The 20,821-nt window shown below is 59.9% G+C and carries 17 protein-coding genes; 1 reads left to right on the top strand and 16 read right to left on the bottom strand.

What is annotated here, in order from left to right; all coding sequences use genetic code 11:
• Positions 1-17 precede the first annotated feature (17 nt).
• From PSH69_RS15520 to argH, 3 genes are all read right to left on the bottom strand, one after another.
• Positions 18-782: an amino acid ABC transporter ATP-binding protein gene (locus tag PSH69_RS15520; protein ID WP_064617790.1), complete on the bottom strand. Its 765-nt coding sequence runs from the start codon at positions 780-782 to the stop codon at positions 18-20.
• Positions 783-792: 10 nt separating this feature from the next.
• Complete coding sequence (locus tag PSH69_RS15515) at positions 793-1,671, bottom strand: amino acid ABC transporter permease (RefSeq protein WP_018929142.1); 879 nt, start codon at positions 1,669-1,671, stop codon at positions 793-795.
• An 84-nt stretch (positions 1,672-1,755) separates the two neighbouring features.
• The gene (argH, locus tag PSH69_RS15510; RefSeq protein WP_305408961.1) at positions 1,756-3,183 is read right to left on the bottom strand and encodes an argininosuccinate lyase; all 1,428 of its coding nucleotides are present in this window, start codon (positions 3,181-3,183) and stop codon (positions 1,756-1,758) included.
• Between the two features lie 296 nt (positions 3,184-3,479).
• Between argH and PSH69_RS15505 the strand changes: the two genes are divergently transcribed.
• The gene (locus tag PSH69_RS15505) at positions 3,480-4,445 is read left to right on the top strand and encodes a LysR family transcriptional regulator (RefSeq protein WP_305408960.1); all 966 of its coding nucleotides are present in this window, start codon (positions 3,480-3,482) and stop codon (positions 4,443-4,445) included.
• 142 nt (positions 4,446-4,587) lie between these two features.
• Here the strand turns inward: PSH69_RS15505 and PSH69_RS15500 are convergent, their stop codons facing one another.
• The 13 genes from PSH69_RS15500 to PSH69_RS15440 all read right to left on the bottom strand — a co-directional run bounded on the left by PSH69_RS15500 (position 4,588) and on the right by PSH69_RS15440 (position 20,816).
• The gene (locus PSH69_RS15500) at positions 4,588-6,126 is read right to left on the bottom strand and encodes a glycosyltransferase family 39 protein (protein WP_305412836.1); all 1,539 of its coding nucleotides are present in this window, start codon (positions 6,124-6,126) and stop codon (positions 4,588-4,590) included.
• Between the two features lie 56 nt (positions 6,127-6,182).
• Positions 6,183-7,547, bottom strand: a complete 1,365-nt coding sequence (locus PSH69_RS15495) for a UDP-glucose/GDP-mannose dehydrogenase family protein (protein ID WP_019649681.1) — start codon at positions 7,545-7,547, stop codon at positions 6,183-6,185.
• Complete coding sequence (gene arnF / locus PSH69_RS15490; protein WP_019578860.1) at positions 7,544-7,957, bottom strand: 4-amino-4-deoxy-L-arabinose-phosphoundecaprenol flippase subunit ArnF; 414 nt, start codon at positions 7,955-7,957, stop codon at positions 7,544-7,546. The genes PSH69_RS15495 and arnF overlap by 4 nt, the downstream gene beginning before the upstream one ends.
• Entirely contained in the window at positions 7,954-8,298 is a 345-nt protein-coding gene (arnE, locus tag PSH69_RS15485; protein ID WP_018925830.1) for a 4-amino-4-deoxy-L-arabinose-phosphoundecaprenol flippase subunit ArnE, read from the bottom strand. The genes arnF and arnE overlap by 4 nt, the downstream gene beginning before the upstream one ends.
• Positions 8,295-9,950, bottom strand: a complete 1,656-nt coding sequence (arnT, locus tag PSH69_RS15480; protein WP_305408959.1) for a lipid IV(A) 4-amino-4-deoxy-L-arabinosyltransferase — start codon at positions 9,948-9,950, stop codon at positions 8,295-8,297. Before arnT ends, arnE begins: the two co-directional genes overlap by 4 nt.
• Positions 9,947-10,831 carry a 4-deoxy-4-formamido-L-arabinose-phosphoundecaprenol deformylase gene (gene arnD, locus PSH69_RS15475; RefSeq protein ID WP_305408958.1) on the bottom strand — a complete coding sequence of 295 codons (885 nt, stop codon included), beginning with the start codon at positions 10,829-10,831 and terminating at the stop codon, positions 9,947-9,949. Before arnD ends, arnT begins: the two co-directional genes overlap by 4 nt.
• Complete coding sequence (arnA, locus tag PSH69_RS15470) at positions 10,831-12,825, bottom strand: bifunctional UDP-4-amino-4-deoxy-L-arabinose formyltransferase/UDP-glucuronic acid oxidase ArnA (RefSeq protein ID WP_305408957.1); 1,995 nt, start codon at positions 12,823-12,825, stop codon at positions 10,831-10,833. The genes arnD and arnA overlap by 1 nt, the downstream gene beginning before the upstream one ends.
• Positions 12,822-13,841, bottom strand: a complete 1,020-nt coding sequence (arnC, locus tag PSH69_RS15465) for an undecaprenyl-phosphate 4-deoxy-4-formamido-L-arabinose transferase (RefSeq protein WP_305408956.1) — start codon at positions 13,839-13,841, stop codon at positions 12,822-12,824. The genes arnA and arnC overlap by 4 nt, the downstream gene beginning before the upstream one ends.
• Complete coding sequence (gene arnB / locus PSH69_RS15460) at positions 13,838-14,986, bottom strand: UDP-4-amino-4-deoxy-L-arabinose aminotransferase (RefSeq protein ID WP_018925835.1); 1,149 nt, start codon at positions 14,984-14,986, stop codon at positions 13,838-13,840. Before arnB ends, arnC begins: the two co-directional genes overlap by 4 nt.
• Before the next feature lie 413 nt (positions 14,987-15,399).
• On the bottom strand, positions 15,400-16,470 hold the full coding sequence (locus tag PSH69_RS15455) for an ABC transporter ATP-binding protein (protein WP_305408955.1): 1,071 nt from the start codon (positions 16,468-16,470) through the stop codon (positions 15,400-15,402).
• A complete protein-coding gene (locus PSH69_RS15450; protein WP_370695260.1) occupies positions 16,467-18,065 on the bottom strand; it encodes an ABC transporter permease in 1,599 nt (532 codons plus the stop codon). The genes PSH69_RS15455 and PSH69_RS15450 overlap by 4 nt, the downstream gene beginning before the upstream one ends.
• Before the next feature lie 3 nt (positions 18,066-18,068).
• On the bottom strand, positions 18,069-19,085 hold the full coding sequence (locus PSH69_RS15445) for an iron ABC transporter substrate-binding protein (RefSeq protein ID WP_305408953.1): 1,017 nt from the start codon (positions 19,083-19,085) through the stop codon (positions 18,069-18,071).
• 201 nt (positions 19,086-19,286) lie between these two features.
• Positions 19,287-20,816 (bottom strand): glycosyltransferase family 39 protein, encoded by a 1,530-nt coding sequence (locus PSH69_RS15440; RefSeq protein WP_305408952.1) that lies wholly within the window; start codon positions 20,814-20,816, stop codon positions 19,287-19,289.
• Positions 20,817-20,821: the final 5 nt, after the last annotated feature.

Here is a 20,821-nt window from a genome sequence, read left to right as displayed (position 1 = left end):
TGAGCGCCAAAGGGCGCTTAGGTTCGAACGGCAGAAATGAAGCTTTGGGTGCGTGGGTTTTGCGGACTTATTAGTATTTCTTCGGGGCTTCCAGCCTCCACGATCTGCCCGCCGTCCATGAACACCATGCGGTTGGAAACCTCGCGAGCGAAGCCCAGTTCATGGGTGACGACGATCATGGTCATGCCGGTTTGCGCCAGATCGCGCATCACCGACAGCACCTCTCCGACCAGTTCCGGGTCGAGTGCCGAAGTGGGTTCATCGAACAGCATCAGCTTGGGGCGCATGGCCAATGCACGGGCAATGGCGACACGTTGTTGCTGACCACCCGACAGTTCAATCGGGTAGCTGTTGCGCTTGTCGGCCAGGCCGACGCGAGCGAGCAGTTCCACGGCTTCTTCGTGCGCTTCTTTGGGCGAACGCTTGAGCACCTGGCACGGCCCTTCGATGATGTTTTGCAGCACAGTCATGTGCGGGAACAGGTTGAAACGCTGGAAAACCATGCCGGTGGCCAGGCGCTGGCGGGCAATCTGCGATTCGTTGAGCTCGTGCAGTTTGTTGCCGACGATCCGGTAACCCACCAGCTCGCCGTCGACCCACAGGCCGCCCTTGTCGATTTTTTCCAGCTGATTCACGCAGCGCAGCAGGGTACTTTTGCCGGAGCCGGACGGGCCGATGATGCACAGCACTTCGCCTTGCTCGACTTCGATATTGATGTCCTTGAGCGCGTGGTACTGGTCGTAATATTTGTTCAGGCTCACGGCCTTGACGATGCTTCTCATGTTGGGCTCCTCAAGAACGCTTGCCGGCGCCGCGAGCGAAACGACGCTCCAGACGGCTTTGACCAAAGGACAGCACGGTGACCGTGGCCAGGTACCAGATACCAGCGACGATCAGCAGCTCCATTACGCGGGCGTTGGCGTAGTAGATGTTCTGCGCGTTGTAGAGCAGTTCCGAGTACTGGATGACGCTCGCCAGGGAGGTCATTTTCACCATGCCGATGAATTCGTTACCGACCGGCGGAATGATGATCCGCATGGCCTGGGGCAGGATGATCCGGCGCAACGCTTGCAGGCGCGGCATGCCGATCGACTTGGCGGCTTCGTACTGGCCGGTGTCCACCGACAGCAGGCCGGCGCGCACCACTTCGGCGGTATAGGCGCCCTGGTTGATGCTTAAGCCGAGGAGGGCGGCTACGAAGGGCGTCATCAGACTCACGGTGTCCATTTCGAACAGGCCGGGAATGCCGATGGTGGGGAAGATCAGCGCCAGGTTGAACCACAGCAACAGCTGCAGGATCAGCGGCGTGCCACGGAACAGCCAGGTGTAGGTCAGCGCCACATAGCGCAGGATCGGGTTGGCCGACATGCGCATGATCGCCGTGATCACCCCGAAGACAATGCCCAGCGCCATCGCCAGCACCGCCATGACGATGGTGTTGAGCAAGCCCCACATGATCGCTTGCGAAGTGAGGAACTGGCCGATGTACGACCATTCGATCTTGCCTTCGGCGAAGGCTCGTACCAGGCCAATAATCGCAATGACGATGACGCTGGCGAAAAAAATCCGCCCGTAATAACGCCGTGGCACGTGTTGATACTGGGTGATATCGAACTGGTTTTCCGCCAGTTTGCGCTCCGCCTGGAGTCGTTCTGCCTGTGTCTGGCTCATGTTGGTTCTCCGTACGCCGCCCTCGATACGGGCGGCGTGTGTGGTTTATCAGTTGCAGCGCTCGCGCAGGGTTTTCGCCCTGGATCAGAGACGGAAGCCCTGATAGTTCTCGGTCCACTGTTGCTGCGCGACAAGGGCGGTTTTCAGTCGGCCGATCTGTTCGCGCACCTGTTGCGGCGCGGTACCGCCCCAGCCACTGCGGGCGGCGATGGCGGCTTCGAGGGTCAGGCTGTCGCGCACCTCAGGTGTCAGGCGCGGATCGATCTCGGCCAGCAGCGCCGGCGAGGCTTCCCACAGTTCGATGTCGTGTTTCTCGCAGGCCTGGACCAATGCGCCGGTGATTTCATGCGCTTCCTTGAACGGCACGCCGCGCACCGCCAACCAGTCGGCGACTTCGGTGGCAAGGGTGAAACCCAGCGGTGCCTGACGGCGCAGTTCTTCGACGTTGACCTTCATGGTCGCGACCATCCCGGCCATGGCCGGCAGCACCAGCAGCAGGGTGTCGACGCTGTCGAGCACGCCGTTTTTGTCTTCGCTCAAGTCACGGTTGTAGGACAGCGGCAGGGATTTGAGCGTCGACAGCAGCCCGGTCAGGTTGCCGATCAAGCGGCCAGCCTTGCCCCGGGCCAGTTCGGCGATGTCCGGGTTTTTCTTCTGCGGCATGATCGAACTGCCGGTGGCGTAGGCATCGTCCAAAGCGACCCAGCGAAATTGCCGCGACGACCACAGGCAGAACTCTTCGGCGAGGCGGGAAATGTTGATCCCGAGCATGCTGGCAATAAACAGGAACTCGGCGACGTGATCGCGGCTGGCCACGGCGTCGATGGAGTTTTCGCACACGCCGCTGTAGCCCATTTCCTTGGCCGACTGCTGGGGCAGGCGAGCGATGGCGGAACCGGCCATGGCCGCCGCACCCAGGGGCGACAGCGAGGTGCGCGCATCCCAGTCCACCAGACGCTGCACGTCGCGCAGCATCGATTGGGCATGGGCCAGCAAGTGATGAGCGAAGACGATCGGCTGGGCCTGTTGCAGGTGAGTGAAGCCCGGGCAGATGCTTTCGACGTGTTGCTCGGCCTGCTCCACCAGTGCTTGCTGCAAGGCCAGCACTTCAACGGCCAAAGTACGGACGTGATCCCGCAGGAACAGCCGCAGGTCGTTGGCGGTCTGGTCGTTGCGCGAACGGCCGGCGCGCAGCTTGCCGCCCAGTGCGCCGAGGCGTTCGGTCAGCAGGCGCTCGATGAAGGTGTGCACGTCTTCGTCGTCCAGGGTCGGCGCGATGCTGCCGGCACGGAAGTCATCACCGATGCGCTGCAGGGCGTCGAGCATGGTCTGGGTTTCTTGCTCGCTCAGAAGGCCGGCGCGCTGTAATTCCCGGGCATGCGCCTTGGAACCGGCGAGGTCGTACGGGGTGAGGCGAAAGTAGCGCTCGGGGCAGCGGGACAGCGCCGCCAGGGCTTCGGACGGACCGCTCTTGAAGCGGGCACCCCAGAGACGGTCGGTGGTTTGAGACATTGTTGTTTTCCTCGTCGGTAACGCGAACTGATATCGGTGTGCAGAGCCTGAAACACTTCCCGGAAATTATTCGGGTGTGGTCATGGCCAAGCAGTGTTCAAGAGGGCAGTTGCTAAAGGGCGAGAGCTGATCGAAGTGTCAGCTTTTAATAGTTCGAAATCAGTGAGTTGGCACTGATCGGCGGGATTTATTAACGGTTGCCAAGCCTTGTTTTCTGTGTTCATTATTATTAGCCAGCACTGCTTTTGTTGTTGGACACAGGTTGTTGAATAGGGCGCCAGAGGTAAATAAGCATTATGGAAACCCCACTTTCCAATTCCGGAAACCCGCCGCTAAAAACGGTACATCGGGCGCCGCTGGCCCTCAGCGGTCTGGACTTCAAACTGCTCAAAGTATTCAAGGCCGTGGTCGAAGCTGGTGGCTTCAGTGCGGCGCAGAATGAGCTGAATGTGGGCTTGGCGGCCATCAGCAAACAGATTTCCGACCTTGAGATTCGCATCGGCATGCGCCTGTGTACCCGGGGGCGGGAAGGGTTTCACCTGACCGAAGAAGGGCGCCTGGTGTATCAGGCCTCGATCGATTTATTTGCCTCGGTCGATAACTTTCGTGATCGGCTTAGTTCGGCGCAGAACGAACTTATTGGCGACCTTGGGGTGGGTGTCATTGATAATACAATTACCGACTACAATTCTCCGTTAGTTGCGGCGCTTAGAAGGATAAATGAAGAATCGCCGAAAGTAAGATTTCAACTTCAGGCATCGCAGTTAGATGAAGTGGAAAGAGGCGTGGTCGAGGGGCGGCTAGTGGCCGGGATCGTGCCGGTTTATCAAAAAAGAGAAGAGTTCGATTACTTCCCGCTTTATGAAGAACGCTCGTACGTGTATTGCGCTGTCGGTCATCCACTGTTCTCGGTGCCGGAGGCGGACATGGGCGGCAATGTGCTGCAGGATTACGAGTGCATCAACCACCGTTACGCGATTCATCGGGACAAACTGAATTTTGCCCGCTACGACAGCTTTTCCGCCTCGGCGACTCAAGTGGAAGCCGTGGCGCTGCTGGTCAAGACGGGGCGTTTCGTCGGTTTTCTCCCCGAGCATTACGCGGCAAACCTGGTGGCTCAGGGACAGTTTCGGGCGGTGCGTCCGGACCTGATCAACATCGTCACGCCGTTCAATCTGATCCTGCGCCACAACACTGTGCGCAGTCCGTTGGTGAAGGCGTTTGCCCAGGCGCTGGGGGTGGATTTGAAGGCGCCGGTGTAACCTCAGACGTAGGCGTTCAAGTGTGGTTAACAGTAACTAACGGACAATACATGGATACGCAGGAGCTACTGCAGGCTACGGTCTTTGATCTTGCTCTTCAGCAACATCGAAACCATCAAAAGATCGCAGCCTGCGACAGTTCCTACAAGGGCGGTGTGTGCAGCAATACGAAATCGTTTTTATCGAAACGTCCGCTCAATACCGGTGGCTGGGCACCCAGCGGAGTGCCTTGCAAGGCGTTGTAGTCGTTTCGGTCCATCATCAGCCAGGCCGGCCCCGAGAGGGCTTCCAGCTCCTGAATCGATTCGGTGAACACCGGTTGAAAGTCCTGCTCGATATTGACCATGAACTTGATCGCCTTGGCGTCTTTGCCCATGCCGTGCAGCACCAACGGCGCCGGGGCTTTTTGAATTTCTGCGAACGCGGCTCGGCTGAAGGCTTGCGTATCGTAAAGCTGACGTTCGACCGGTTCATACACCAGGATATAAACCGACCACAGCGCCAGGACTGCGCAACAGGCCAGCACCTCGGCTCGCCAGTGAGCGCGGAACCAAGCCGCCAGCGTGATGACTTGCAGAGCCGCAAGCACGATCAATACCGGCACAAAGGCGGGAGGTTGTGCTGGCAGACGCCGCTGAATGATCAGCAATGCGACAATCAACACCCCCGGTATCACCAACCACAGCCCTTGCATCAAACCCCGCAACCAACCGAATACCCGACCTTGCGCCACCTGAAACGGGTACGCCGCAATGATCGCTGCCATGGGCAGCATCGGCAGCAGGTAACGGGCCTTTTTCGCCTGGGGAATGGATAAGCCAATCATCACGATCAACCCGGCCGCCGTGCAGTATTGCAACAAGCGTAATGCCGGACCTGCCTGCCGTGGATTCGTCAGCCAGACCGCGGCCAATACCAGCAGTGCCAATGGATAAGCGAGCGCATAGTTGCCAAACGAAGCGGTGAAGTAATACAGCGAACCACTGACGCCTTCACTGCCGTCCATGCGTCCCATGAACTGCATACGCACCACGTCATGCATGAAGGCCGTTCCACCACTGGCTTCGGCCAGCCACAGCAGTGCGCCGACGCACACCACCAACAACAGCGCCGCCAACAGGCCAAAACCGAACAACCGTGACCATTGGCGATTGAGCAGGTAGTAGCTGCACAGCATACCGGTGGGGATCACCAGCCCGATCGGCCCGCGAATCCCGAAGCCCAATAGCAGCAACGCAAAAATCAGCGGCCACCGACGGGGCATGGCGAAATGATCGGCGGCGTACCCAAGGTAGAACACCGAAAAAGCCACGGCCGCCAGCATCAGGTCCTGGGACACGGCACGGGTTTCAGTGACAAACGTACTGGTGAGCAACATCAACGCGATGCTCAGCAGCGCCCAGCGTGTGGAGCAGGGCGCGAGCAGCCGGTACATCAACGTGACGATCACCGCGGCGCCGATGGCGCTCGGCAACCAGGCGGTGAGGCTGTTGACCTGCCCGAATGGCAGGGACAGCAACCAGACGAACAATGTCGACAGCGCCGAGTAATCGGCATAAGGCTGGCCATAGGTGGTCGGGAAAAACGACGGCCCGTGGCGCAGCATCTCCTGGGCGAACAGCACAAACCGCGAATCGAAACCGATCGCCGTTTGCTGATACGCCCCGGCGATGAACAGCATCAGCGTCAGCAGCCCGATACCCAGGGACTGCCGACGAATGCCGGGCGATACCGTACTCACGCGATGACTGAGGCCGCTGGAATCGGTAACTTGCACGATTCACCGCGGCCCATCGGGAAGTACAGGAAACCGCTGCGCGCCAGGCGCTCTGCGTCGTACAGGTTACGTCCGTCGAAAATCACCGGTGCATTCAGGCGTTGCTGGATCAGGTCGAAGTCCGGCGCCTTGAACTGCTGCCATTCGGTGCAGATGATCAACGCGTCGGCACCCGAAAGGACTGATTCCGGCGTGCCCATGAGCATCAGCTTCGGTTCGTCAGGATAAAGCTGTTGGGTTTCCTGCATGGCTTCCGGGTCGAACGCCCGTACATTGGCCCCCGCAGCCCACAGCGATTCCAGCAGCACCCGGCTCGGCGCATCGCGCATGTCGTCGGTGTTGGGCTTGAAGGCCAGGCCCCAAACGGCGAAGGTCTTGTCGCGCAAATCACCCTTGTAGAACGCGTTGATGCGTTCGAACAATTTGTGTTTCTGCCGCTCGTTGATAGCCTCCACCGCCTGCAGCAGGTCGCTGTTGCAATGGGCTTCTTCGGCACTGTGAATCAGAGCGCGCATGTCCTTGGGGAAACATGAGCCGCCGTAACCGCAGCCGGGATAGATGAAGTGGTAACCGATGCGCGAATCGGCACCGATGCCCAGCCGTACCGATTCGATGTCGGCACCCAGGTGTTCGGCCAGTTCGGCGATCTGGTTGATGAAGCTGATTTTGGTCGCCAGCATGCAGTTGGCGGCGTATTTGGTCAGCTCCGCGCTGCGCAGGTCCATGAACATGACGCGGTCATGGTTGCGGTTGAACGGTGCATAGAGGTCGCGCATCACGTCGCGCACTTCATCGCCTTCACAGCCGATGATGATGCGGTCCGGGCGCCGGCAATCGGCCACGGCCGAACCTTCTTTCAAAAACTCCGGGTTGGAAACGATATCGAACTGCAGCTGACGGCCGGCCTTGAGCAGGTACTGGTCGATATGGGCGCGCAGCGTATCGCCGGTGCCCACCGGCACTGTGGATTTCTCCACCAGAATCACCGGTTGTTCACGATGACGCGCCACCGCTTCACCCACGGACAACACGTATTGCAGATCCGCTGAACCATCCTCCCGGGACGGCGTGCCGACGGCGATGAACAGTACCTGGCCATGTTGCACCGCGAACTTTTCGTCCGAGGTGAAGTGCAGCCGCTTGGCATCCAGGCTTTCACGCACCAGGCTGGCCAGCCCCGGCTCGAAGATGCTGACGTGGCCTTGTTGCAGCAACGCAACTTTTTTCTCGTCAATGTCCATGCACACTACGTCATGGCCGACTTCAGCCAGGACGGCGGCTTGCACCAGACCAACGTAACCGCTACCAAATACACTGATTTTCATGATGCACTCCTAAGTTCGGGCGCGCGAGCAGGTCGAGAATTAATAGTGATGACCCCCAGGATGACCAGCGCCACTCCCAGGGTTTTTGAAAGACTGAAGGATTCGTTGAACAGCGGCAGGCTGGCGGCCAGCACATACACCAGCGCGTAGCTGATGCTCAGCAGCGAATAGGCCCGACCCAGCGGCACATCCCGCAGGGCGGCGAGCCAGGTGAGCATCGACACGGCATAGGCGAGGATGGCGGCCAGCACGACAATCACAGCGGGCATATCGACGCTGCCGCTGCTCAAGGCCGCTAACCACTGTTCGGGATGTGGCAAGCGAGTCATGCTCCAGCGCATGCCCAGTTGCGCGGCGGTGCCCAGCACTACGCTGCCCATGGCGAAGGCGATTCCGCGACGCAGGCTCATGCGTGTTGCCCCAGCAACGCCACGCCACCAATCACCAGCGCCACGCCCAACCAGTGACGGCGGTCGATGACTTCGTGAAAGACGAAACGGGCGACCAGTGTGATCAGCACGAAATTCAGGCTGAGCATGGGATAGGCGATACCGACTTCGAGGCGCTGCAACACCAGCAGCCAGACCAGCAAACCAAGCCCCAGAGAGGCGAGCGCCAGCCACAGCCAGGGCGAACGCAGTTTCTCGCCCCAGCCCGAGGTCTTGCCACGCCAGCTTTCCACGGCGTACTTCTGGGCGATCTGGCCAAGGCAAGTCAGCAGGCAGGCGGTCAGTAGCAGCAATAGACTCATGACGCATCCCGAGGGAAGATCAGGATCACCAGGTTGCCTTGTTCATAGCGTTTGCCATCCTTGGGCAGCAGATCGATTTCTTGCAGTTCGTCATCCCCTTTGACCCGCATCACCACGCCGACCGAACCACTCTGACGCGCTTCGCGCATCCACTGTTGCACATGCTCGAGATCAACCCGCTGCTGCATTGCATCTGGCTCAGGATAGTCGAGGCCGTATTTCAATTCGCCTATCGTGTTGTACAACGCCACCTCCGGGCGTTTCAAACGCCAGGCCAGGGCCGAGGCAGCGCCCAGGTCGTTGCTCAACAGCTTGTCGGTTTGTGCCAGTTCCGGGGCGTGTTGGAGGATGAACTGGTCGGGCATCTTGTTCGCTACCACCGAATCCGGCATGGCGGCCGGCAGCACGCCGATCAGCAGCAAACTGCCAAAGGCTGGTGCCGCCCAGCATTGCAAGGGACGGAAGGCCTGCAGCAGGTTGGCCATGATCCAGCCGATCAACCCGATGAACACCAATACCAGGTTGTGCAGTTCGTGGGTGTACAGCGGTTTTTTCAGTTGCAGATAGACCAGCGCAATCAGGACGATCAGGCCCAGCGTCATGTTCAGCAGGCCATTGATCCCCAGCACCCGGCCTTGTTCCAGCTTCAGTCGGTCCGCCAGGGCATGGCCCAGCAACAACGCCAGAGGCAGCAGGCAGGGCATGATGTAGGTCGGCAGCTTGCCGTTGCTCAGGCTGAAAAACAGCAAGGGCATCAGCAACCACAGCAGCAGGAAAGCGATGTCGGCCTGACGTCGGGTCTGCCAGGCCTGTTTCAGCGCCGATGGCAGCAACGCCGCCCATGGCAGGCTGAACGCCACCAGCAGCGGCAGGTAGAACCACCATGGCGCATCGTGTTGGGCGTCATCCCCGGCGAAGCGGCGAATGTGTTCGTGCCAGAAGAAGAACCGCCAGTAATCGGGTTCCTGCGCGTGCACCGCCAAGGCCCACGGCAGGCTCACCGCGATGGCCACGACAATCGCCACCGGGCCGTAAGTCAGCAGTTCCCGCCAGCGTTTCTGCCAGAGCACCCAGGGCAGGGCGATCAACACCGGCAACGCCCAGGCGAGGAAGCCTTTGGTCATGAAACCCATGCCGCAGGCCAGCCCCAGTACTGTCCAGCCGAGCAGACGCTGGCCACGGCTGGTGCAGTCCAGTGCAAACCACAAAGCCACCAGGCTCAGGTTTACCCAGAAAGTGAATTGCGGATCGAGGTTGGCGTAGCCGGCTTGCCCGGCGACGATCGCAAAGCTCATGTACAGCAGCGCACAGGCAAAACTCTTGCGCGGCTCGTTCCACAGCCGGTGAGCGATCAGATAACACAGCAACACGCTCAGCCCGGTACTCAGCACCGAGGCGATACGCACGCCAAACAGATTATCGCCAAACAGCGCCTGGCCGATGGCGATCATCCAGTAGCCCGCGATGGGCTTTTCGAAGTAACGCAGGCTCATGAAGTGCGGCGACACCCAGTTACCGCTCAGGAGCATGTCCTGGCTGATCTGGGCGTAACGGGTTTCGTCGGGAATCCAAAGGCCGTGAGAGCCTAGCGGCAGCAGGTACGCCAGCGCCAGAACGACCAGTAATAACGGCAATGCCCAGGGTTTACTCATGTGCCTTGAACCCCTAGCCAGCCTTCGCGACCCTCTAGAGTGCCGCGTACGACCCGGCCTTTTGGCAAGATGGCGGGGGCGTCGGGAAGCAAATTGCCCAGGGGCTGGAAATGAATATCTCGTTGGCGAGCATCGGCCAATAATTGGCGAAAATCGTTGGCCATCAGAATCCCTTCTACTTCGGCATGGATAGTGTAGACATTGAGTTTTTGCGGGGAGAACCGCTCAAGAATGAAGGTGTTGAAGTCTTTGGCTGCAACGGTCGGGCCAACCACCTCGTCGAAGGTCGGCAGGTCCACCGGAATCTGCGGTGCGCCCAGACTACCATTGGTCAGGATTGGCTGGAACAGGTGCTGGCCTCGACAATCACTATTGTAGCGAAAGCCGAAACCTTGCTTGGCTTCGATCACACGCTCGTCCGCCCGCCAACCGGCGGACGCCGAGCATTCGACTTTTTGACCGAGGATGTCACTGAGGCTGTCGACGCCACGGCGAATTTGCTCGATCAGTTGCGCCTGGCTCCAGCGTCCGGCATTGGCCTGCCAGCCGTGGTGATCCCAGGCGTGCAGGCCGACTTCATGCCCGGCCGCCTGGGCCTGACGCATCAGGTGCCCAAGGTCGCGACCAATCGGTTTGCCCGGCCACGCAGTGCCGGCCAACAAAATATCCCAGCCATACAGGCCGGCAGCGTTGGAACGAAGCATCTTCCAGAGAAACTGCGGACGGATAAGGCGCCACAAGTGGCGCCCCATGTTGTCTGGCCCGACGCTGAAGAAAAACGTCGCCTTGACCTGTGCTTCATCGAGCATTTCGAGTAACCGCGGCACCCCTTCACGGGTGCCTCGGTAGGTGTCGACATCGATTCGAAGGCCTGCCTGCATCAACGTTTTTTGTCCGCGATTTCGAGCATCGCCTCGCGCAGGAAGAAGTCCAGCGTGTTACCGATGGTCTCCTTCATCTCCACGGTTGGCGCCCAGTCCAGCAGGCGTTTGGCGTTGGCGATGCTCGGTTTGCGGTGAGACACGTCCTGATAGCCGGTGCCGTAGAAGGCCTTGCTTTCGATATCGCGGAAACCGGCAAATGGCGGGAAGTTGTCGCGCAACGGGTGAGCTTCGAACTGACGCAGCAGTTCTTCGCCCAGCTGACGAATGCTGGCTTCGTTGTCCGGGTTGCCGATGTTGATGATCTGGCCGTTGCAGACATCGTTGTCGTTGTCGATGATCCGCGCCAGGGCTTCAACGCCATCGGCAATGTCGGTGAAGCAGCGTTTTTGTTCGCCGCCGTCGAACAGGCGAATTGGCGTGCCTTCCACCAGGTTCAGGATCAACTGGGTGATGGCCCGGGAGCTGCCGATACGCGCCGAGTCCAGACGGTCCAGGCGTGGGCCCATCCAGTTGAAAGGGCGGAACAGGGTGAAGTTCAGGCCTTTCTGGCCATAGGCCCAGATCACCCGGTCAAGCAGCTGCTTGGAGATCGAGTAGATCCAGCGTTGCTTGTTGATCGGCCCAACCACCAGGTTGGAGCTGTCTTCGTCGAAGTTGGCGTCCTGGCACATGCCATAGACTTCGGAGGTCGACGGGAAGATCACGCGCTTGTTGTACTTGACGCAGTAGCGAACCAGTTTCAGGTTCTCTTCGAAGTCCAGTTCGAATACACGCAGCGGATTGCGGGTGTATTCGATCGGCGTGGCGATTGCCACCAACGGCAGGACCACGTCGCACTTCTTGATGTGGTACTCGATCCACTCCGAGTGGATGCTGATATCGCCTTCGACGAAGTGGAAACGCGGATGGCTGCGCAGACGCTCGATGGCGTCCGAGCCGATGTCCAGGCCGTACACTTCATAGCGGTCGTCACGCAGCAGGCGCTCGGACAGGTGATTGCCAATGAAGCCGTTGACGCCAAGGATCAGCACGCGGGTGCGACGCGGTGCACGGCCCGATTCGGCGCCACGCAGCACAGAACCGTCGACCAGCCCCAGCTCATTGGCCAGTTGTGGGCCGCTGAGGTACAGACCGTTGTCGTTGCGTTGGCCGGCGTTGATCACCAGCGAGTCTTCGCCGCAGGCGATTCGCAGCGGATCGACGCTGATAACCCGGCCCGGTGCCTGGCCTTCGTTGCCCTTGACGACATCCGCGCTCCAGACAATCAACTTGTGCTCGCCCACGGCACAGAACGCGCCCGGGTAAGGTTGGGTCACGGCGCGGACCAGATTGAACAGTTCTTCGGCCGGTTTGCTCCAGACCAGTTTGCCGTCCGCCGGGGTGCGACGGCCAAACACTGTGGCTTTGGATTCGTCCTGTGGGGTTTCGCTGATTTTGCCCTGAAGCAATGCAGGCAAGGTGTCGCGCAGCAGATCGCTGGCGGCCTGGCGCAATTTGCCGTGCAGGGTCAGCGCGGTGTCGGCGCGCTCGATCGCCACCCGTTGCTGGGCAATGATGGCGCCGGCATCGGCACGTTTGACCATGCGGTGCAGGGTCACGCCGGTCTCGGTTTCACCGTTGACCAGTACCCAGTTGGCCGGTGCGCGGCCACGGTAGCGAGGCAGCAACGAACCGTGCAGGTTGAAGGCGCCTTTGCTGGCCGTGGCCAACAGTGGTTCGCTCAGCAGGTTGCGGTAGTAGAACGAAAACAGGTAATCGGGGTTGAGTTTGCTGATGCGCTCGATCCACAGCGGGTGGTTGGCGTCTTCCGGGGCGTGCACCGGGATGCCTTTACGGGCGCACAGTTGCGCAACCGAGCCATAGAACGCATTTTCCTTCGGGTCATCGGGATGGGTGAACACGGCTGCAATCTCGAAACCGCTGGCAAGCAGGGTTTCAATGCCGGCACAGCCAATATCGTGATACGCGAAGACAACAGCTTTTGCACTCATGAGAGAACCTGATCTGAAGAAGTGGAAGTGAGACCGTCAACGGTTACAACGGGGGCAGGAGCAGAGGGGGAACTACGCAAAACCTTTTCGATGAAAAACCGTGGACGTGCCCGGACGTCGCTGTACATGCGGCCCAGGTACTCGCCCAACAGACCCATGCCAATGAATTGCCCACCGGTGAAAACGAACAGCACGGCGAACAGGACGAACGTACCGCCGCCCGCCCAGCCGGCGCCGAAAACCATGCGCAGCACAACCAGCGCGATGGCGAACAGCACGCCGAGCGCCGCCATGCCGAAGCCGACGATGCTCAGCAATCGCAGTGGCGTGGTGGTCATGCAGGTGATCAGATCGAACATCAGGTTGATCAGGCGCATCGGGCTGTATTTCGATTCGCCGTGTTCACGCTCGGCGTGGGTCACCAGAATTTCCGTGGTGTGCCGGGCGAAGCTGTTGGCCAGGATCGGGATGAACGTGCTGCGTTCGCGGCAGGCGAGCATGGCGTCGACGATGGTGCGGCGGTAGGCGCGCAGCATGCAGCCGTAGTCGCTCATGGCAACACCGGTGGAGCGTTGCACGGCAAGGTTGATCAGCTTCGACGGCCAGCGACGCAAAGCCGAGTCCTGACGGTTGTTGCGCACCGTGGCGACTACGTCATAGCCAAGTTCGGCCTGAGCCACCAGCCGCGGGATTTCTTCAGGCGGGTTTTGCAGGTCGGCGTCGAGGGTGATCACCACGTCGCCCTTGCATTGTTCGAACCCTGCCATGATCGCCGCATGCTGGCCGTAGTTGCGGTTGAGAATGACCGCCACCACCGGGCTGCCGTCGAGACTGGCCGCCTCCTCGAGGATTTGCGCCGAGTTGTCGCGGCTGCCGTCGTCGACCAACACTATTTCGTAGTCATGGTGCAGTTGCTGGCACGCCGCTTCGGTGCGCCGGAGCAACTCGGGCAGACTGTCCTGCTCGTTGTAGACCGGGATGACGATTGATACGCAACGGATCGGATAAGGTTTCACAGGCTTCTGTCCAGTGTTTTTTCAATGGCGCCGACGACACGATCGACATCATCGGTGGTCATGTCGGGGAACAACGGGATCGAACACAGCCGCGCCGAGTTCCATTCGGTGTTGGGCAGGTAGATGTTGGGGAAACGCTGCCGGTAGTAAGTGTGCAGGTGGGTGGCGATGAAGTGAATACCTGTGCCGATGTTCTGTTCCTGCAACGCCTTCATAAACGCCTCGCGATCCAGCCCGCAACGTTCGGCGTCGATGCGCAGGATGAACAGGTGCCAGGCGTGCTGTTGCGCATGGGCTGGAATGGCCAGCGGTTGCACCGGCAGGCCTTCAAGGCGTTGCAGGTAGGTCTGGGCCAGCTCTGTGCGCTTGGCGTTGATCGCGTCCAGGCGTTCCAGCTGCACCAGGGCGATGGCGGCATTGATGTCGGCCAGGTTGTACTTGAAGCCGGGTTCGATCACCTGGGCCTGGGGTTTGCGGCCGTGGGTGAGGCGGTCGTAGGCGTCGACCCCCAGGCCATGGAACTTGAGCATGCGTACCCGATTGGCCAAGGCTTCATCGTCGCTGACGAACATCGCGCCCTCGGCGCAGGTCATGTTCTTGATCGCGTGGAACGAGAAGATCGCCGTGCCTTGGGCGCCGACATGCCGACCTTTATAGAAAGTGCCCGCCGCGTGAGCCGCGTCTTCGATGACGGTGATGCCATGTTTGTCGGCCAGAGCATAGAGCGGATCGAGGTCGAATGCCGCGCCGGCGTAATGCACCGGAATGATTGCCTTGGTGCGAGGCGTGATCGCCGCTTCGATGCTCTCCAGGTCGCTCATCAACGTGTCGCGATCAACGTCGACGAAAACCGGGGTCGCACCGAGCAGGCAGATCATGTTGGCGGTCGATACCCAGGTCTGGGACGGAGTGATGACTTCGTCGCCGGGACCGATACCCAAGGCCAATAAAGTAATGTGCATGCCACCGGTGGCCGAGGACAACGCGACGGCATGCCGACAGCCAACATAGTTGGCGAAGTGTTCTTCCAATTGCTGGTTTTTCGGCCCGGTAGTGATCCAGCCAGAGCGCAGTACTTGCTCTACCGCAGCAATTTCTTCGTCGCCGATACTCGGGCGAGAGAAGGGGAGAAACGCCTGACTCATGGGCACCTCGGAACTGAAAAAAAATTAGACTATCAGGCTTGAACGTTGGATCCAACATCAGCGTAGACGCTAAAACAAACGCTGCATCAAGCAGTTGCCAGTAATTTGTGACAAATTACATCGGTTGACTTTGCTTGTCATGCCCGCGGATTGGACGCCATCAAGACGCCATCTCCGGTCCGTTGAGGGTAAGCGCGATTTTGTGAAAGGAACATGAAAAACCGGTAGGTGATTCGTTTTATTTCAAGCCCATACAGGCACTGTTCAGGCTTCTACCGGCTCATCGCACTTTTTGTAGGGGAAGGCGTACAGAAGTGTCCGCCTTGATGGACTTGCGCTGCATTGCTTAGTTGTTTTTTTGAATTGTTATATTCGGGGCGATTTCGTTTCTTACCCGTTACCGATTCAAAAGCTTAAGGTTCGCTCAGTACATGAGCATGGCCGATGGTCGACACATGAACCTCGCTGCCAGCGGGTGGCGCGTACATGCCGGAACTGCGCACCAGCAACGAACGCCCCGGACGCTCATCAGCGCTCAACGTCTGCAATTCAACGGTCAATGTGCAAGTATTACCGCCGAAGTCGCATTCGGTGACCACGCCGCGACAGCCGTCCTGTTGCGCCAGACCGTGGGGCGCGCTGATCAGCTGAAGTTGCTCGGGGCGCAGCATGATTTGCGCTGATCGGTTGTTTCTGTGGTTGTTGACCGGTATGCGACCCAGATCGCAATGAGCCCAACCCGCTTCAATTCTGGCCGGCATGACCACGGCATCCCCGAGAAACAGGGCGGTTTGTTCATCGGCGGGATAGCGGTAAAGGTCCAGCGGATGTCCGGATTGCACTAGCCGGCCCTGACGCATCACCGCTAACTGATCGGCGAATGACAACGCTTCACTTTGATCGTGAGTCACCAGAATGGTCGTGACACCGGCGTCAGCCAGAAGCCTTGCGACCAATTTGCGCATGGCGGCGCGCAAACCGGTATCGAGTGCCGAAAACGGCTCGTCCAGCAACATCAGCCGTGGTTGTTGCGCCAGGGCCCGGGCCAGCGCGACACGCTGTTGCTGGCCGCCGGAGAGTTCATGCGGCCAACGATTGGCCATGCTCGAATCCAGTGCCACGCTGTCCATCAACTCGGCGACACGCTCCTGTTTGGCAACGCCCTTGGCCGCCAGCCCGAAACCGATGTTGGCGGCTACGGTCATGTGCGGGAACAGTGCACCATCCTGCGGAACATAGCCGATCAAGCGTTGATGCGCGGGCACCTCGCGGGTGCCGTCGACCAGCGTCTGACCATTGAGCGCAAGGCTGCCCGAGTCCGGGAACTCGAAACCGGCGATCATTCGCAGCAAGGTGGTCTTGCCCGAACCGGACGGGCCGACGATCACCGTACGGCTTCCCGTCGGCACCGACAGGCTGATGTTCTCCAGGGCTCGTTGAGAACCGTAGGACTTGCAGATCGAGTGGAGTTCAAGAGCGTTCATCGGCCAGCCGTGCGTTTGGATTGATGGTAAAGAAGTCCGGTTAACGGAAGCGACAGCAGAATCATGAGCAAGGCATAGGGCGCCGCGGCGGCATAGTCGATTTCACTGGTCATTGCCCAGAAACCGGTGGCCAGGGTGCGCGTGCCATTGGGGGCGAGCAGCAGGGTAGCGGTCAACTCATTGCTGACCGCCAGAAACACCAGCGCAGCGCCAGCGGCAGCACCGGGTGCGGCCAGACGCAGAGTGATCAGCCACAACGCCCGACCAGGCGAACGGCCGAGGCTGCGCGCCATGTTCTCCAGTTCCACCGGCGCCTGGGCGATGCCTGCGCGCAAACTCACCAGGGCGCGGGGCAAAAACATCAGTAAATACGCCAGCAGCACCGTGATGGTGGTCTGGTAAATCGGCCGGGCAAAATGAATCGTCAGGGTCACCAATGCCAGCGCCACGACAATCCCCGGCAACGCGCTGGTAATGTAGTTGCAGCTTTCCAGCACACGTTGCAACGGGCCCGGTGAGCGAATCGACAGCCAGGCGATCGGGATGGCCGCGCATGTGGTAATGAGCGAGCCGGCGGCCCCGAGCATCAGCGTCTGCTCCAGCGCCGGCAGCAGTTCGCTCAGGTTCCAGGCTTGCGCGCCACCGGCGATCAGCCACTTGCCAAGGGTGATCAACGGCACGCCGAGTGCCAGCACGCAGGTCATGCCTTGCAGCGTGAGCGCGAGCAGGGTGGTGCGCAACTTCAAGCGCACGATCCTTTGTTCGCGCGCGCTTCCCGACCCGACCCGGGCGTAACGCGCCGTGCCGCGAGCAGCCGACTCGGCCGTGAGCATGGCCAGGCAGCAGAGCGCGAGGACGCCGGCCAGCATATTGGCGGCAGGCCCGTTGAAGGTGGACTTGAACTGGTCGAAGATGGCCGTGGTGAAGGTGTCGAAGCGAATCATCGCGTACAGACCGTACTCGGCCAGCAGGTGCAGCCCCACCAGCAAGGCGCCGCCGCAGATGGCCAGGCGCAACTGCGGCAGCACCACGCGAAAGAACACTGCCCAGGGCTTGAGCCCCAACGACTCGGAGACATCTTCGATGGCCGGATCGAGCCGGCGCAAAGTCGCTGCTATCGGCAGGTAAAGAAACGGGAAATAGGCGATGACCGACACCAGAACGCCGGCAAACAGCCCATGAATCGGTGGCACCAGACTGACCCACGCATAGCTGTGCACGAATGCCGGCACCGCCAGCGGCGCCGTCGCCAACAGCGACCACCAGCGCCGCCCCGGCAAGTTGGTGCGTTCCGTCAACCAGGCCAGCGCCAGCCCCAGTGCGATGCACAAGGGAATGGTGAGCACCACCAGCAGCACGGTGTTGATCAGCAACTCGCCGACGCGTGGGCGCCATACCAGCGTCACAAGCGTCGCCCAGCCAGTCTGCACCGATACGCCGATCACGAAAGCAATCGGCAGTAACGCCAGCAACGACATCAGCACCGATAGACTTATCACCCAGGCGCCGCCACGGCCCGAGAAGACGCCGCGAGAGCGTGCGCGCAAGTTGACAGAGGACGCCGCAGCGACCTCTGCCGGTAGCGTTTCAGGCAACAATTAGAGCAACCCGGCCTGGGTCATCAACTCAACCGCCTTTTTGCTGTCGAGTTTCGAGACGTCGACAGTCGGAGCGTCGAGTTGCTGCAGCGGCACCAGTTTCGGATTGGACTCTGCATTCTTGCCCACGGCGTATTCAAACGAGTTGCCGTTCTTGAGGATCGCCTGGCCGTCTTTGCCGGTAATCCATTTCAGGAATGCCTGGGCCTGTTCCTTGTGTTGACTGGAGGCCAGGACGCCGCCGCCGGACAGGCTGACAAAGGCACCTGGATCCTTGTGTTTGAAGTAGTTCAGCGAGGTGTTTTTGCTGTTCTCGCCGGTCTTGGACTGATCGACGAAGCTGTAATAGTGATAGATCACGCCGCTGTCGATCTGACCGGCATTGACTGCCTTGAGCACGGCGCTGTTGCCCCGGTAGGCGGTGAAGTTGGTTTTCATGGCTTTCAGCCAGTCGAGGGTCGCGGCTTCACCCTTGAGTTCCAGCACGGCAGCGACGATGGCCTGGAAGTCGGCACCGGCCGGCGAAGCGGCCCAGCGGCCTTTCCAGTTCGGTGCGGCGAGGTCCATCAGCGATTTTGGCAAGTCTGCTTCAGACAGCTTGCTCGGGTTGTAGACGAATACCGTGGAGCGTGCGGCAATCCCTACCCATTTGCCATGCGCCGGACGATAGGCCGCGCCCACTTGTTCCAGCGTGCTCGGCGCAACCGGTGCAAACAGCCCCGCGTTGTCGACCAGCACCATCGCCGGGGAGTTTTCGGTCAGGAACACGTCGGCCGGGGAGGCTGCACCTTCCTGCACGAGCTGATTGCCCATCTCGGTGTCGTCGCCATTGCGCACGGTCACTTTGATGCCGGTTTCCTTGGTGAAACCTTCGACCCAGGATTTGGTCAGGCTTTCGTGTTGAGCGTTGTAGACCACGATACCCTCCGTCTGCGCAGCGGCATACACGTGACCGGCGCTGAGGAAGGCAGTGGTCAGCAATGCGTTTTTAAGGAACGAGGGGATACGGGAAATCATTCTGTCGACGGCTCCTGTTTTTTTAGTCAACACGCGCAGATTCATTATTGGAACAATGCGAATCATTTGCATGTTTGAGTCGCCGCGAATGTAGAGCGCCAAATGAGAAAAAAACGTCAAAAAAATCGTAAATAGATGTCATTTCACTGTCGACGGAAAACCCGAACCGACGCCGTGGTAGGCAAAAGCGTGCACTGGCATTCATTCGCCCCGGGGTATAAATGCCACGCTCTGGTCTTCACGGCCGTGGAATAGGCGCTCGCCGTTAGTGGGCGCGGTCGTGATGACCTGATGGTCGGCACTCAAGTAATCCAGCGGTAACGGATCACCGTTGCGGTACTGGGTGATAACGATGGTGCGTTGCGGGTTCCAGTGCTGGCCGCTGGTGTTGTCCAGCCAGGTCATCAGCGCGGCGGTATCGCCGGTGCGAGGAAAGTCCTGGGTTTGCTGCACGTAATAGAAGGGGGCGCCGCCGGTTTGCAGGTACATCGGCACTTTGTTGTCCACCTCGATCATCACCATGCGCCATGTATTGAGCGGTGCGCGTTTGCTGGCCTCAAGCCTGACCGTCTCACCGAACTGAACCACGCCGCCACCGCCGTTGGTCCAGGGATAGAACACACCGAGTATCGCCATCAACAACACAGCGGTCAGGCCGAAACCGATTTTTAATCGGCGACTACCGAACCTGTCTGTAGCGTTGCGTTCGGCCATTCGCCGGGTGATCCACCAGGCGCCCAGCAACTGGGCGAAGGGCACCAGGGGCAACACGTAGTAACTGCGACGACTGCCGCTGGCCGTGAAAAACAGCATCAACAGAGCCAACCCCCAAACCAGCCAGCGCGTATTGGGTTCGACGCTTCGCCAGTGGCGCAGCGCGAACCACAACCCCAGCATCCAGCAAGGCGCCCATGGCAGGGTGTAGACCGGGAGATAAAGCAGATAGGTGTAGATCGGTCCGATGTTGTCGAAGGGCTGGAAAAACCGCACGACGTTTTCCCGCAGCACCAGGCCCAGGCCACTTTCGCCATAAGTCGGCGCGCCGTAGAGGTGCGACAATATGAACGGCGTCATGTAAAGCGCCCCGGCGATGACCAGGGCAGCACACAGCCGCAGATTGAGGTGGCTTTTCCAGCGACCGTCCTGCACCACATGCGGTAACAGCAGCAAGCCCGGCAGAATGAACCCGATCAGGCCTTTGAACAATGAGGTCAGGGACAACAGCAGGAAAAACACCAGGTAACGGCTGAAACGCGTGTCTTGCGGCCCGCGCCAATACCACCATACCGCCGCCAGCACACCGCAGACAGTGAGGATGTCGGCGGTGGCGACCCGTGCCCAGAACGCGAAATAAAAGGTGGTCGCCAGCATCCAGCCGGCAATCAACCCGGTGCCTTTGCGCATCAGCTGCTCGCCGATCAAGTACACCAGCCAGATGCTCAACCAGGCAGCAATCACCGAAGACAAGCGTAATGACCAGTGTCCCAAACCACCGGTCAGCCAGGCCGTGGCCGTGATCAGCCAATAGGAGGGCAGCGGTTTGTCGTAATACGCTTCGCCCTTGAGGTAAGGATCGAAATAGTCACCGCTCTGCAGCATTTGCAGCGCGATGTTGGCCCAGCGGGTTTCCGGCCCCCATAGCTCCCGCGTGCCCAGACCCAACAACAAAATCAACGCAGACACACCCAGCAGGAGCGCCAACGCGCCCCTGTCACTTGCCCAAAACTTCATGACGG

Source organism: Pseudomonas sp. FP1740 (assembly GCF_030687165.1).
GTDB lineage: Bacteria > Pseudomonadota > Gammaproteobacteria > Pseudomonadales > Pseudomonadaceae > Aquipseudomonas.
This window is presented reverse-complemented; position numbering and strand designations above follow the sequence as displayed.